11 protein-coding genes and 1 pseudogene are annotated in these 13,266 nt (G+C 73.5%); 3 read left to right on the forward strand and 9 right to left on the reverse strand.

Going from position 1 to position 13,266, the window contains the following annotated elements:
• Positions 1-52: 52 nt before the first annotated feature.
• Positions 53-1,024: an aldo/keto reductase gene (locus tag CGQ25_RS14970; protein ID WP_208710644.1), complete on the reverse strand. Its 972-nt coding sequence runs from the start codon at positions 1,022-1,024 to the stop codon at positions 53-55.
• A 149-nt stretch (positions 1,025-1,173) separates the two neighbouring features.
• Between CGQ25_RS14970 and CGQ25_RS14975 the strand changes: the two genes are divergently transcribed.
• Positions 1,174-2,565 (forward strand): MFS transporter, encoded by a 1,392-nt coding sequence (locus tag CGQ25_RS14975; RefSeq protein WP_208710645.1) that lies wholly within the window; start codon positions 1,174-1,176, stop codon positions 2,563-2,565.
• Here the strand turns inward: CGQ25_RS14975 and CGQ25_RS18555 are convergent.
• Positions 2,516-3,229: pseudogene (locus tag CGQ25_RS18555) on the reverse strand (ABC transporter permease); the annotation flags it as partial. The gene CGQ25_RS14975 and the pseudogene CGQ25_RS18555 overlap by 50 nt on opposite strands.
• Positions 3,222-3,992 (reverse strand): ABC transporter ATP-binding protein, encoded by a 771-nt coding sequence (locus CGQ25_RS14980; RefSeq protein WP_208710646.1) that lies wholly within the window; start codon positions 3,990-3,992, stop codon positions 3,222-3,224. The gene CGQ25_RS14980 and the pseudogene CGQ25_RS18555, both read right to left, overlap by 8 nt.
• 112 nt (positions 3,993-4,104) lie before the next feature.
• Here CGQ25_RS14980 and CGQ25_RS14985 point away from each other — a divergent pair, with 112 nt between their 5' ends.
• Entirely contained in the window at positions 4,105-4,527 is a 423-nt protein-coding gene (locus tag CGQ25_RS14985) for an SRPBCC domain-containing protein (RefSeq protein ID WP_208710647.1), read from the forward strand.
• Here CGQ25_RS14985 and CGQ25_RS14990 read toward each other — a convergent pair.
• A complete protein-coding gene (locus tag CGQ25_RS14990) occupies positions 4,509-6,101 on the reverse strand; it encodes a Na+/H+ antiporter (protein ID WP_208710648.1) in 1,593 nt (530 codons plus the stop codon). The two genes, CGQ25_RS14985 and CGQ25_RS14990, sit on opposite strands and share 19 nt — an antisense overlap.
• A 345-nt stretch (positions 6,102-6,446) precedes the next feature.
• Here CGQ25_RS14990 and CGQ25_RS14995 point away from each other — a divergent pair, with 345 nt between their 5' ends.
• The gene (locus tag CGQ25_RS14995; RefSeq protein ID WP_208710649.1) at positions 6,447-6,587 is read left to right on the forward strand and encodes a hypothetical protein; all 141 of its coding nucleotides are present in this window, start codon (positions 6,447-6,449) and stop codon (positions 6,585-6,587) included.
• Positions 6,588-6,673: 86 nt separating this feature from the next.
• Here CGQ25_RS14995 and CGQ25_RS15000 read toward each other — a convergent pair whose 3' ends face one another.
• The 5 genes from CGQ25_RS15000 to CGQ25_RS15020 all read right to left on the reverse strand — a co-directional run bounded on the left by CGQ25_RS15000 (position 6,674) and on the right by CGQ25_RS15020 (position 13,263).
• Positions 6,674-7,075, reverse strand: coding sequence for a hypothetical protein (locus CGQ25_RS15000; protein WP_208710650.1), 402 nt, complete (start codon positions 7,073-7,075; stop codon positions 6,674-6,676).
• Between the two features lie 215 nt (positions 7,076-7,290).
• Positions 7,291-9,129, reverse strand: coding sequence for an FAD-dependent oxidoreductase (locus CGQ25_RS15005; RefSeq protein WP_208710651.1), 1,839 nt, complete (start codon positions 9,127-9,129; stop codon positions 7,291-7,293).
• Positions 9,126-10,022: a sugar phosphate isomerase/epimerase gene (locus CGQ25_RS15010; RefSeq protein WP_208710652.1), complete on the reverse strand. Its 897-nt coding sequence runs from the start codon at positions 10,020-10,022 to the stop codon at positions 9,126-9,128. The genes CGQ25_RS15005 and CGQ25_RS15010 overlap by 4 nt, the downstream gene beginning before the upstream one ends.
• A complete protein-coding gene (locus CGQ25_RS15015; protein ID WP_208710653.1) occupies positions 10,019-12,181 on the reverse strand; it encodes an FAD-dependent oxidoreductase in 2,163 nt (720 codons plus the stop codon). The genes CGQ25_RS15010 and CGQ25_RS15015 overlap by 4 nt, the downstream gene beginning before the upstream one ends.
• Positions 12,178-13,263: a Gfo/Idh/MocA family protein gene (locus tag CGQ25_RS15020; protein ID WP_208710654.1), complete on the reverse strand. Its 1,086-nt coding sequence runs from the start codon at positions 13,261-13,263 to the stop codon at positions 12,178-12,180. The genes CGQ25_RS15015 and CGQ25_RS15020 overlap by 4 nt, the downstream gene beginning before the upstream one ends.
• Positions 13,264-13,266 lie beyond the last annotated feature (3 nt).

A 13,266-nucleotide genomic window follows, 5' to 3' on the forward strand; every position in this document is an offset into this window, starting at 1 on the left:
TCGCCCGTCACGGGCGAGGCGGAGGCGCTTTCACGTCCGGACCCCGCGGGCTCTAGAACCCCGACGGCAGCCGCGGCGTGTACGGCTCCTCGAGGGCCTGCACCTCCTCGTCGGTCAGCTCGAGCTCGAGGGCCGCGGCCGCGTCCGGGAGGTGGTGGGACTTCGTGGCGCCGACGATGGGCGCGGTGACCACAGGATTGCGGAGCACCCACGCGAGCGCGACCTGGGCCATCGGCACCCCGCGCGTCTCCGCGACACGCTGGACGGCGTCCACGATCGGCTCGTTCGCCTCCCCCGAGTAGCGGCTCTGCAGGGGATCGGTCGTGGCGCGCTGGGTCTGCTGCTCCGACCAGGGGCGCGTGAGGCGGCCCTTCGCGAGCGGGCTCCAAGGGATGCTGCCCACGCCCTGGTCCGCCAGGAGCGGCATCATCTCGCGCTCCTCCTCGCGCATCACCAGGCTGTACTGGTCCTGCATCGACACGAACCGCGTCCACCCGTTCGCCTCGGCCGCGTGCTGCATCTTCTGGAACTGCCAGGCCCACATCGAGGACGCGCCGATGTAGCGGGCCTTGCCGGCCTTCACCACGTCGTGCAGGGCCTCCATCGTCTCCTCCACCGGCGTCTGGGGATCGAAGCGGTGGATCTGGTAGAGGTCCACGTAGTCGGTCCCGAGGCGGGCGAGGGAGGCGTCGATCTGCTCCATGACGGCGCGGCGGGACAGCCCGCGGCCGCCAGGGCCCTCATGCATGGGGAAGAAGACCTTGGTGGCCAGCACGACGTCCTCGCGCCGCGTGTCCTTCTGGATCGCGCGCCCGACGATCTCCTCCGAGGACCCGTAGCCGTAGACGTTCGCGGTGTCCCAGAAGGTGATGCCTAGCTCGACGGCCTGCCGGAACAGCGGCTCGGCAGCCGCGTCGTCGAGCGCCCATTCGCTGAACCCGCGGGACGGGTCGCCGAAGCTCATGCAGCCCAGGGCGATCCGGCTCACGCGCAGTCCCGAGGTTCCGAGACGGGTGTACTGCATGAGGTAGTCCTTTCGTCAGCGGTAGTCTCCCCGACGCTACGCCGCGCCTCCCGACCGAGGGAGGTTCTGCCAGTACCGGGATGGACCGGGACTCCCGGACGCCGGCAATGCGCGGTGGACTGGACCCACAGAAGACAGAAAGGACGCCCATGCCTGGCCTGGCCCGCCTCCTCACCCCCGCTGCCGCGCTGCTGTGGGGACTCCAGTTCGCGTTCCTCACCCCGGCACTCGCGCTCGTGCTCTCGGGCCAGTTCGGCGCCAGCGACGCCGAGGTGGGACTCGCTCTCGCGGTGTACAACGCGAGCGGCTTCGTCGCCGCCCTCGTCCTGCCGGCGCACGCGGACCGACGGCGGGACTACCTGACCCCCATGCTCTGGTGCAGCGCGCTCACCTTCGTCCTCGCCGCCGTCCTGGCCTTCGCGACCTCGCTGCCGCTCGCCGTCGTCGCCCTCGCCGTCGTCGGCGGCCCGGCCGGCGTGGGAGTGTCCCTCCTGTTCGCCCACCTGCGGGCCCACGGGGCCGCAACGGCGGAGGTCATGAACACCCGCGCGCTGGTCTCCTTCGCGTGGGTCGCCGGACCGCCCCTCGCGATGCTCCTCATCGGGTGGTTCGGGCTCCAGGCAGTCGTCGCCGCGGTGGGCGTCGTCGCCGTCGCCGGCGGGCTCACGACGGCGGCGTTGCGGCGCCGCGGGAACAGCCGCCCGAGCGCCGGCACGGCCAGTCCGAGGACAGGCAGCGCGGGATCGGCCAGCCCGCAGACGCCGAGTTCGGGATCGGCAAGCCGGACAACCGTGGTCCTCGTCGTCGTGGCCTTCGTCGCCCTGCAGGCCACGAACGCGGCGGCCGTCGCCGTCATGGCCCTGTTCACCGCCGGGACGCTCGGGCTGGACGTGCTGTGGGCTGGGATCGCCCTCGGCGTGTCCGCTGGCCTCGAGGTGCCGGCGCTCGTGCTGCTGGGCCGGCTCTCCCGGCGCTTCTCGAGCCTGCCGCTCATCGCCTCCGGATGCATCGCCGGCGCGGCGTACTACCTGGCAGTGCCCTTCGTGGGCGGCCCGGTGCTCCTCATCGCGGCCCAGGTGCTCAACGCGTGGTTCTTCGCGGTCGTCGCCGGGGTCGGGCTCACGTACTTCCAGGAGGTCATCCCGCGCCCCGGCATCGCCTCGGGCCTGTTCACGAACACGCGGCGGGTCGGGGCCATCATCTCCGGCGGGATCATCGCGGCCGGCTCGGCGCTGGCCCCCGGATACGGCGGCGTGTTCGGCGTGTGCGCCGCCCTGACGGCCGCGGCGCTCGTGGCAGTCCTCGCGGCGGCCGTCGCGGGCCGCCGGCGTCGTGCCGTCCCCGACCCGACCGGCGGGCTCCCCGCCTCGGCGAGCCGCCGACGCGGCGTCGTGCGCGGGAGGCTCAGGCGGGCTCCCAACGGAACCAGCGAATGCCGATCCCGGCGAAGACCGCGGCGTAGCCCACCAGAGCGACCGCCTGCCACGTGTTCTGCGCCGACCAGACGGCGAGGTTCCCCACGGTGCCGAACAGGTCCATGAGCGCACCCACCGGGGTCCATGCCGCGACGTTCCTGAAGTCGTCGCCGAGGAGCCCGGTCGCGCCGAGGATGCCCGTCAGGAAGAGCACGATGTACAGGACCCGCGCCACCGCGTTGACCACACCGGCGGAGCGCACGAGCGCCACGAGGGCCTGGCCGATCGCAAGGAACACCGCCGCGCCGAGGAGCGCGATCGCGAGGATCAGCGCGTACTCGCCCGCGGAGAAGACCGTCTGGTGCTGGATGCTGCCCACGATCAGCACGACCACGCCCATCACGAGGTCCGCCGCGAACTGGACCGCGAGGCGGCTGCCCATGATCGCCCAGGTGGGCGCGGGGGTGACCCGCAGCCGCTGGAAGACCCCCGCCTCCCGGTCCCGCGAGAGCGTGGTGGGGTAGGCGATGATGCCCGATGACAGCAGCCCGTACGTGAGGGCCATGCCGATGAGGAAGCCCGCGTCCGTGCTGAGCCTGCCCCGGTTCGTGAGGAAGAGGATCGCGATGGGCACGACCAGGTTCAGCAGCAGCACCTGGCGGCTGCGGACCAGCACGGTCGCGTCCGCGGTCAGGAGTGCGCGGACGGCGAGGGCGGTCGACGGCGCGTGGCCGGCCTCGTGCGCGCGGCCGGCCGAGGGGGCGCCGGGAGGGAGGGGGATGTCAGTCACGGATGGTCCTCCCGGTCAGTCCGATGAACACGTCCTCGAGCGTCACGTCCCCACGGGCCACGGCGAGCACGCGCGGGTCCCCGCGGTGCTCCGCCACGAGGCTGCCCGGCGAGCCGAGGGCGAGGAGCCGGCCGTGGTCCATGATGGCCACCCGGTCGCACACGGCCTGGGCCTCCTCCATGGAGTGGGTCGTCAGCAGGACACTCCCTCCGGCCCCGCGCGACTCCTCGATGCGGTCCCACAGCTGGCGCCGGGACTGGGGGTCGAGGCCGGTAGTCGGCTCGTCCAGCAGGAGGATGCTCGGGTTGTGGAGCATGGCCACCATGAGCGAGAAGCGCTGCTGCTGGCCGCCCGAGAGCTTCTTGAACGGCTTGCCGTGCTCCTGCGCGAGCCCCGCCTCGCGGAGCCTCTCGTCGATCTGCCGGCGCGTGATCGGCACGCCGTAGAGTCCCGCGTAGAGGCGCGTGATGTCCTCGATCCGAAGCTCGGCCTGGAAGCTCGAGGCCTGCAGCTGCACGCCGAGCCTGGCCTTGAGCGCGGAGGTCGCGTGGCCGGCGTCGTGCCCGTCCACGGTGACGCGCCCGGCGTCGGGCGCGCGGAGACCCTCGATCACGCTCAGCGTCGACGTCTTGCCCGCGCCGTTCGGGCCGAGGAGGCCGAAGATCTCGCCGCGCCGCACCGAGAAGCTCAGGCCGTCGACGGCGGTCTGGGCCCCGTAGCGCACCACGAGGCCCTGCACGTCGAGAACCGGGTCCTCAGCCATGCCTCGATGGTACGGCCCGTTGCCTGAGGAAATGATGTGGACTGGCTGGGTGTGGCCCGGTCCGATTGGCACGCGCGCCGGCGGGGGAGGATCTGCCTGAGGAGGAGCATCCATGACCGAGACCGTCTACCGCGTGCGCATCCGCTGCACGGCCGAGGCCGTGTGGTCCGCGCTGACCGAGACCGACTCCCCGCGCCCGTGGATGCGGGGCTGGACCGTGCACAGCAGCTGGGAGCGCAACGCCGCCTACACGATGCATGGCGAAGGCGGCGAGGCCGCCGCGGGCCACGTCATCGCGGCCGACCCGCCGCACCGCCTCAAGCTGACCTTCGACCCGACGTGGGACGCCGGCGTCGCAAAGGAGCCGCCGGGCACGCTCGAGTACCGGATCCATCCCTCGGGCGGGGGCGAGTGCGAGCTCACGGTGACCATCGCCGGGCTGGGCGGCAGGTCGGCGTCGTCCGTCGCCTCGGACACCCCCGCGACCTACGAGGCCCTCAAGCAGTGGCTGGAGGATCACTCCGTCTCCCGCTGATGGCCGAGCCGGACCTCCTCCGCGTCGAGCTCGTTCTGGATGGTGCGCAGCACGGTGTCGTCGATGGTCTTCTCGTCGCGGAGCCGCACCACCGTGGCCCGCTTGCGGGCGATGAGCTCGAGCCGGAGCTGGGTGTACTGGCGGGTCCGCACGACGGCGGGATGCTCGTGGTCGTCGAAGCCGGCGGTGAGGGCCTCGAGCCGCTCGTCGTACTCGCTGCGGATGCGCTCGAGGACCTCGTCGTCGGCCCCGATCTCCCGCGCGAGCCGGGGCAGCGCCTCGCACGCCTCCTCGATGGCGGTGCGCTTGGCGATCGCGAGCTCCTCGACGATCTTCGTGTCCTCGGGGATGCGCGCCCACCGGATCACCTTGGGCAGCGCCATGCCCTGCAGGACCAGGGACGCGACCACCACGAACGCCGTGACGAACACGATCGCGTTGCGCTCAGGGTACTGGCCGCCGTCCGGGATCGAGAGGGCGACTGCGAGCGAGACGGCGCCGCGGAAGCCCGCCGTCGTGCTCATCACCCGGGCGCGGTTCGTGGTGCGCAGCTGGCGCTGGTAGGGGCGGCGGTCGACGGCGCGGATCACGTACGCCGAGACGACCAGCACCACCAGGCGCGTGACGAGGATGGCCACGTAGACCGCGACGCTGATGAGCACGACCTGGCCCAGCGCCTGCCCGTTGGCCCGGCCCGCGGTGGTCCAGAGGCCCCCGACCGCCGACGGGAGCTCGAGGCCCACGAGGACGAAGAGGGCGCCGTTGAGCATGAAGCTCGCAAGCGACCAGACGGCGACGGTCTGCTGGCGCGTGTAGGCCGAGATGGCCAGCGGTGCGGTCCGCGAGAGGTAGAGGCCGCAGGCCACGACGGCCAGGACGGCCGAGGCGTGGATGAGTTCGGCGCCGAGGAACGCGATGAACGGGGTCAGGACCGTGGCGGCGTTGCCCGCCATGGCGTTCTCGATCCTGCGGCGGGCCTCGAGCATGACCCATCCGACCGCGAGGCCCACGGCGGCGCCGCCGAGGAACGAGTACACGAACTCGCCCGCGACGAGCGGGAGGCTAATCTCGCCCTCCCCCGCCGCGAAGCCCAGCGCGACGCCGTAGACCACGAGGGCCGTGCCGTCGTTGACGAGGCTCTCGGCCCGCAGGACAGTCATCTGCCGGCGCGGGAGCGCCTTGCCGAGGGACGCGACGGCGGTGGCGTCCGTGGGTGCGACCGCCGCGCCCAGGATCCACGCCGAGCCCCAGTCCAGGCCGAGCGCGTGGGCGACCGCGGCCACCGCCCCCGCCGTGACCACGACCAGGAGGGTGCTCGAGAGCATGATGCCGCGGATGAACCGGCGGATCTCGCGCAGCGAGGTCGTGAGGCTCTCCCAGTACAGGAGCGCCGGGAGGAACAGGAGCAGCACCGTCTCCGGCGGGAGCCCGACGCCCCGGAACACCGGGACGAGGGTCAGGAGCAGCCCGAACGCCAGGAGGACCACCGGCGGGGTGACCCGCAGTCTGGGCGCGAGCAGGCTCCCCACCACAACGGCGGCGCCGAGCGCGACGATGAGTTCCAGAGCGAGCATGGGGCGCTCCTGACGGGGACGAGGTTCCGCGACTGAATGTACGCCGCGCCTCCCCCTGATGGGGAGGCTCTCCCGCTACCCGGATCGGCGGCCGCTCACGCGTGGGTCCGTCCCGGGCTCCATCCGGGACCCTCCGTCCGTTCCTGCTCGGTTTGGCCACCCGGAGGGGCAGGATCCCGGCGTGTCCCGCGTTCTGGTTCCCGTGGCGGAGCCCTAGGCGAGCAGGAACGGACGCCCGGTTGTGGCCGTGGGGCTCCCTTGACCGATCTGCCGGACAGTGCTGTCCTGAAAGGTACGGCGTGAAGCAGCTCGGGCCGTCCAGCATTGCCACCGCGAAGGAGTGCCATGGTCAACGACGACCGCAGCGACGCCAGCTACGTCCCCAGCACTGAGGACCTCTCCCAGGACTTCGATTTCGGCCCGGAGGAGACGGCCTGGGACGACGAGGACGGGCTCTTCGACAGCGAAGAGATCGTCGTCGGCTGACGTTTGGAGCCCTCGGGCGCGAAGGTGCGGGGCGCCGTCACATGTGTGGCGGCGCCCCGTCGCGTCTGGCCTCGGGGATACAGGCATTAGGAGCAGTGAGCGAACGCGGTGCGGATGGCCGCGCCCAGGGCCTCGTCCCCCGGCCGCTCGATCACTGCGACCGGCTCCGCGCTCCCCACGAGGCCCTCCCGGGAGCCCCCATTGCGGCTGGCCGTCACCCGGACCACGTCGTCCTCGCGTTCAACGTGCACGTGCAGGAGGCCCCGCGCGTAGGCCGACCATGTCCGCAGCCCGAGGGTCTCCAGGACCGGAGCGAACGGCGATGGCCCGTGGCGCAGATTCGGCGTCCGCACTCCCGTCCGCGAGGCGTCCAGCATCCGGAGCACCGCCGCTCCCAGTTCCCGGTCGGAAGCTCCGGACGCCAGCACCTCGAACGCTCCGTTGCTGATCCAGAAGCCGTCCTTGGTCTGGGAGCTCGAGGAGGCCACGAGGGCATCCCCGCGGAGGTCCGCCGCAGCAACACTGATCGAGCCCGTCCTGCGACGGCGTCGCCCCCACATCCTGCCCTCCCGTCCACGCGCCACGTGTCCGATCACAACCTACGCCCGGCAAAGCCTCGGCCGCGTCCGTTCCTGCTCACATTGGGAGCGCCCGGGCCCGGAACTCCGGCGTGTCGGGGTTCCGGGCCCCGTGTCGGGACCCCTTACCGAGCAGGAACGGACGGCGCGGCAGTAACGGACGGCGCGGGAGGAACGGACGGCTCAGCCGGCAGCGTCCCGTCGTCCTCGTATGCCCCCGCCGCAGCCCCGGCGAGCTCCCGCCCGGCCACGTACCCGAATGTGAGCGCGGGCCCGAGGTTGATCCCGCCGGCCGGGTAGAAGCCCCCCATGACGCTGGCCTGGTCGTTGCCCGCCACGTACAGCCCCTCGATCGCGGACCCGTCCGCCCGCAGCACGCGCGCGCGTCCGTCCGCGGCGAGCCCGGCGAACGTCCCGAAGGACCCCGGGACCACCTTGACCGCGTAGAACGGGCCCTTCTCGATCGGCGCGAGCGAGGGGTTCGGCCCCACCTTGGCATCCCCGCCGTACCGGTTGAACTCGGTCTCGCCGCGCTCGAACTCGGGGTCCACGCCGGCCCGCGCGCCCTCGTTGAACCGCTCCACCGTCTCGCGCAGCCCGGCCGGGTCGATCCCGCACTTGGCGGCGAGCTCCTCGAGCGTCCGGCCCTTCTTCAGGTACCCGTTGCGCAGGTACGGGAACAGCGGCACAGGCAGCGGCTTGGCCATGCCTAGCGGGTACTTCCGCACGAACCGCGAGTCGGCGATCTGCCAGGACTCGACCGGCTCCCCCTCGGGCGTCGCGGCCACGAGCGCGGAGACGTAGTCGTAGTAGCCGTTGGCCTCGTTCACGAACCGCTTCCCGTCGCGCCGCACCCCGATCGACCCCGGCTTGGCCCGGTCCATGATGTGCGGGAACACGCCGTTCCGCCCGAACGCGGGCGCCTTCCCGACCGTGTACGGCACGAGCGAGACGGGACACCACGCCGCCGCGGACTCGACGTCCGTCTCGAACCGCGCGCCGACGGACTCGCCGAGCGTGATCCCGTCCCCGGTCGTCTCCTTCGGCGCGAGGGTCCAGTGCTCGCGCCCCGTGGGCGTCTTGGGGAACAGCGCGCGCCGCCGATCGACGTCGTTCGGGAACCCGCCCGCCGCCAGCACGACGCCGCGCGCCGCCCGGATCTCGTACTCGCCCTGCGTGCCGTCCGGCAGGGTGCCGCGCACGACGGCGCCGCCCACCCGGGCGGGCGAGTCGCCGCCGTCGTGGGTCAGCAGGCGCACGGCGGGGGTGGAGACGCGGATGTCCACGCCGAGGTCCTCGGCGCTCTGCAGCAGCCGCCCCACGAGGGCGGTCCCGTTGACGAGCTGCATCCCGCGGCGGTGCACGGCCAGGTCCAGGACGTGCCGGCCCACGCGCCAGGTCGCGTACGCGAGGCCCTTGAGGCTGCCCTGGGAGGCGGAAAGGAAGGTGGCGAGGTCCGGCCCGGCCATGATGCCCATCCCGAGGAACGACGTCTCGTACAGCTGTCCCCGCAGCAGCTTCCGGACGCGCGGGGAGAGTCGGCGGGCATTCACGGGGGCCGGCCCGACGGAGCGGTGCCCGGTCCCGGCGCCGGGGGTCTTGCCGTAGATGTCCTTGATCTTCGCCCCCGGCGCGAACTGCAGTCGGGTGTGGTCCTCGAAGAAGCCGACCATGTGCGGGACGGCTTCGAGGAACGCGTCGATGCGCGCGGCGTCGTACCGCGCGCCGAGCCGGTGGCGGAGGTAGGTGCGGAACCGCTCGGGGTCCTCGTCCACCCCGTCCGCCTTGGCGAGCGGGTTCCCGGGCGTCCAGGCCCAGCCGCCGGACCACGCGGTCGCGCCGCCGCAGACCTCGGCCTTCTCCACGACGACCACGCGCAGGCCGTGGTACGCGGCCGTCACCGCGGCGGAGAGGCCGCCGGCCCCGGAGCCGATCACGAGGACGTCGGTGTCGATGGACTTCATGCGGGGGCTCCATTCGGGACAGCATTCGCTACAGGGACGGCGAGGCCGGCGGCCTCGGCCAGGACATGCTGGGCGGTCTGGCGCAGGTGGCGGGCCCAGCCGAGCTCGCCGAGGCGCACGACGTCGGCGGGAGACGGTGCCTCGACGCTCACCGGGGTGCCCCACGGCAAGGCGGCGACGATCTCGGCCAGGCCGAGGCCGCCTTCCCCGGGGGCGAGGCGCGCGGCGCGTGACTCGTGGATGAGGCCCTCGCGGTCCGCCGGGCGATCGGCGGGCGCGTCGCAGAGCTGGAGCAGGGGGACGAGGTCCGCGATCCCGGCGAGTTCGGCGAGGGTGCCGCCGAAGCGGCGGAAGTGCAGCGTGTCGACGACCACCTGCGCACCCGCGGCCCGGGCCGCGGCCGCGGCGGAGCCGAGCGAGTTGATGCGCTGGTACGAGATCGGTTCGAGGGTGGGCGTGATGCCGAACCCGCGCCCGTCCTCGGCCAGCTGCGCGAGGTTGTCGGCGAAGCGCGCCGGCTCGGGGTCGGCGCCGGCCACGGTCATGGTCTCCGCGCCGAGGGCCTGGCCGGCCTCGAGCATGCGGAGCCATGCCTCGCGTTGGCCCGTTCCGTCCTCGCCGCGGCCGTCCATGAGCAGGAACTCGATGTCCAGGACGCGGACGCCCGTGGAGCGGACGTTGCGCAGCGTCGCGGCGAGCATGGGCGAGCCGGGCTGGAGGTCGTAGGGCCGCTCCGTCGGGGTCACGGGGCGGACCCGCGCGCCGACGAAGTCGAACTCCGCCTCGGCCGCGATCAGCACGAGGTCCGGCGGGGCGGTGTCGAGCAGGGACAGCTGCGCGAGGCCGACGGCCCGGGTGCGCTGCTGGTCGGACTGGGTCGGGCGGGGGCTCATGGGTGGGCTCCTTCGAGGACACGGCTGCTGGCCGGAGCGGCGGCGGGGGCGGCTGGCCCAGGCTCCGGTGCGAGGGCGGCGGCGAGGCGCTGCGCGGCGTCGTACCCGTGCTTGATGGCGTTCGACGCCGTGGGCGGCAGGGGGTCCACGACGGTCCCCGCGAGCACTACCGGGACGCCGGCGCCGAGGGTCAGCGCCGCCTCGCGGCCGGGGAGGTCCACGGTCGCACCGAGCGGCACGACGCCGCGCGAGACCAGGAGCGGCCCGGGCGCGTCGAGCCACTGCTCGCCCTCGGGCCCGACAACGCGCACGCGGCCGGCGTCGGTTCCGGGCGACTCGGCCTCGACGATGCGGGAGTCGAGGACTATGCGCACGTCCGGGTTCGCCTCGAGCCGTGGGACGGCGAGGATCTTGGCGCGGCGCCCGGACTCGGGGGCGATGGCCGGCTCGGGCCCGACGAGCAGGACCCGTGTGCCGCGCGCCGCGAGCGTGTCGGCGACGGACATCGCGACGGAGTCGGCACCCCAGACCGTCACGGCCTCGGGCCAGTCCTCCGTTGTCGCCTCTGTTGTCGCCTCGGCCCCCTCGAGGAGGCCGGGTCGGGCGGCGAGCCAGTCGCGGACGTCGAGGACGGCGTCGTGCGCGGTGCCCGGCCCGGTGACGCGGAAGCCGGGCTGGGGGCGGCCGCCGCCGGTCGCGACGACGATCCCGTCCGCTTCCCATTCCCGTGCGAGGGCGGCGAGGTCCGCGGGGCCTGCCGCGGCAGCCCGCACGCCGAGACGCACCTCGACGCCGAGGCGCCCGAGCGCGGCGCGGTTCCAGTCGAGGTAGCGGTGGAAGTCCGGCGTGGGGCGCATGCGGGCGGCGAGCGCGAACTGGCCGCCGAGCCGCTCCCCCGCCTCGAGCACGGTGACGCGCGCGCCGGCCTCGGCGAGCTCGCGGGCGGCGGTCAGGCCCGCGGGCCCCGCGCCGAGGACGACGACGTGGGGCCCGACGGCGTGTGGCGCTGCGTCGTCGGCAGCCCGCACCCGCGGCGTCGGGACGGGCACCCGCGAGCGCCCGACCGCGGGGTTGACGGTGCACGTGACCTGGCCGAGGCCGAGGTTGTCGATGCAGACGTTGCACGCGATGCAGGGACGGTACGCCGCCTCGCCGGGGACGCTGTGCCCGAGGACGGCGGGGACGAACGCCGGGTCCGCGTGGACGGCGCGGCCGAGGGAGACGAAGTCGCAGACGCCGTCGGCGAGCACGGCCTCGATCGCCGCGGGTGAGTTGAGCCGCCCGGCCAGGCCGAGCGGGATCCCGAACCCGCGGTAGACGCGGGCGTAGTCGGCGAGGACGCCGGGCTTCCACTCTCCCGACTGCACGATCCACTCGCCGGCCTCGTAGGACCCGGCGGAGAGGTCGAGGAAGTCGAGCGCGTCCAGGTCGAGGCGGGCGACGACGTCGAGCGTCTGCTCCGGCGTGAGCCCGCCGTCGACGCCTTCGAGCATCGAGACGCGCATCCCGACGATCGCGTCGGGCGCGGCTGCGCGGACGGCGGCGATCACGAGGTTCGGGAAGCGCTCGGGTGCGCCGAACTCGTCCGGGCGGCCGTTGGTGCGCGCGGACATGAACTGGTGGATGAGGTAGCCGTGGCCGCCGTGGATGCTGATGGCGTCGAACCCGGCCTCGACGGCGCGCCGCGCCGCGTCCCCGTACGCATCGACGAGGTCGTGGCACTCCTGGGTGGTGAGGGCGCGGGGCATCTCGCCGCCGGCGACCTCGCACGGCACCGGTGTCGGGGCGACGCACGGGAACCCGGTCACCACGGACTGCGCGGTGCGGCCGCCGTGGTTGATCTCGACGGCGGCGAGGGCGCCCTCGGCGTGGATCGCGTCGGTGAGCGCGCGGAACCCGGGGAGGACGGCGTCGTCGTGCAGGCCGAGCTGGTGGGTGCGGCCCTTGCCGTCAGCGCGGACGTAGGTGGCCTCGGTGGTCACGACGGCGAGGCCGGCCCGGGCGCGGGTGACCAGGTAGTCGGCGTACTGCTCGGTGACGCGGCCGTCGGTGGTGCCGTAGTTGCGCTCCATGGGCGAGGTCCACAGCCGGTTGCGGAGGGTGCGCTGCGGCCGGCCGTTGCGGCCGAGGATGAGCGGGGTGGCGGCATGGTGCGTCATGAGAGGGCTCCTTCGCGTGCGAGGACAACGGGGCGGCCCGTGCGGGACGACTCGTAGACGGCGAGCAGGATCCGGAGGGCCGAGGTGGCATCGCGTCCTGTCACGGCGGGTTCGCGGCCCTCGTCGCCATTGGCGCCGAGCGCGTCCACGAAGTCGCGGATCTGGGCCGTGTGGTGGGGGATGAGCTGGCCGTTGATCGTGGACAGTTCCACGTTGGGATCGGTGCCGGCCGGATGGGCGGGCTCGGTCTCGATGGTCCCGCCGCGCGCGAAGAGGGTCACGCGCCCGTCGGTGCCCTCGGGGAACTCCGTGAGCTCGGCGGTCGCGCCGGTCTCGCCCGTGATGCGGATGCCCACCCCGAGGCTCGGGGTCGCGGCGGTCGACGCCGACAGGGTCGCCATCGCGCCGGAGGCGAACCTCAGGACCGCGGCGGCGGTGTCCTCGACCTCGATGTCGTGCCGGAACGTGGCGATGTGCCCGTGGACCTCGGTGACCTCGCCCATGAGCCACTGCAGGAGGTCGATGTAGTGGATGGCCTGGGTCATGAGGACCCCGCCGCCGTCCGTGGCCCACGTGCCGCGCCAGGGGGTGGCACCGTAGTACGCCGGCTCGCGGTGGAGCAGCACGGAGGCGTGGCCGAGGATCGGGCGCCCCAGCGTGCCCTCGTCGACGGCGGCGCGGAGACGCTGCGCGGCCGGCCAGAAGCGGCGCTGGAAGAGGACCCCGAGACGCACGCCCGCGGCGTCGCACGCGGCGACCATGCGCTCAGCGGAGGCGAGGTCGATCGCGATCGGCTTCTCGCACAGCACGTGGACGCCCGCCGCGGCGGCGGCGAGGACCACGGCCTCGTGGGTGGGGTGCGGGGTGCAGACCGAGACGATGTCGACGCCGGCAGCGAGCAGCTCCTCGACCGAGCCGAACGCCTGAGGGATCCCCCAGCGCGCAGCGGTCTCGCGGGCGCGGTCGGGGTCGACGTCGCACACCGCGACGACAGCGGCCTCGGGAATCGCGGCGAAGGCCTCGAGGTGGTTGCGGCTGATCGCGCCGCAGCCGACGATCCCGACTCTGTACGGGGCAGTCATGGG

Source organism: Sinomonas sp. R1AF57 (assembly GCF_002224485.1).
Classification (GTDB): domain Bacteria; phylum Actinomycetota; class Actinomycetes; order Actinomycetales; family Micrococcaceae; genus Sinomonas; species Sinomonas flava.

What these genes read in the sequence shown, in the direction of transcription:
- CGQ25_RS14970 (WP_208710644.1), bottom strand. Translation starts at nt 1,024, where the DNA reads ATGCAGTACACCCGTCTCGGAACCTCGGGACTGCGCGTGAGCCGGATC.
- CGQ25_RS15005 (WP_208710651.1), bottom strand. Translation starts at nt 9,129, where the DNA reads ATGAAGTCCATCGACACCGACGTCCTCGTGATCGGCTCCGGGGCCGGC.
- CGQ25_RS15020 (WP_208710654.1), bottom strand. Translation starts at nt 13,263, where the DNA reads ATGACTGCCCCGTACAGAGTCGGGATCGTCGGCTGCGGCGCGATCAGC.
- CGQ25_RS15010 (WP_208710652.1), bottom strand. Translation starts at nt 10,022, where the DNA reads ATGAGCCCCCGCCCGACCCAGTCCGACCAGCAGCGCACCCGGGCCGTC.
- CGQ25_RS14985 (WP_208710647.1), top strand. Translation starts at nt 4,105, where the DNA reads ATGACCGAGACCGTCTACCGCGTGCGCATCCGCTGCACGGCCGAGGCC.
- CGQ25_RS14990 (WP_208710648.1), bottom strand. Translation starts at nt 6,101, where the DNA reads ATGCTCGCTCTGGAACTCATCGTCGCGCTCGGCGCCGCCGTTGTGGTG.
- CGQ25_RS15015 (WP_208710653.1), bottom strand. Translation starts at nt 12,181, where the DNA reads ATGACGCACCATGCCGCCACCCCGCTCATCCTCGGCCGCAACGGCCGG.
- CGQ25_RS14980 (WP_208710646.1), bottom strand. Translation starts at nt 3,992, where the DNA reads ATGGCTGAGGACCCGGTTCTCGACGTGCAGGGCCTCGTGGTGCGCTAC.
- CGQ25_RS14975 (WP_208710645.1), top strand. Translation starts at nt 1,174, where the DNA reads ATGCCTGGCCTGGCCCGCCTCCTCACCCCCGCTGCCGCGCTGCTGTGG.
- CGQ25_RS14995 (WP_208710649.1), top strand. Translation starts at nt 6,447, where the DNA reads ATGGTCAACGACGACCGCAGCGACGCCAGCTACGTCCCCAGCACTGAG.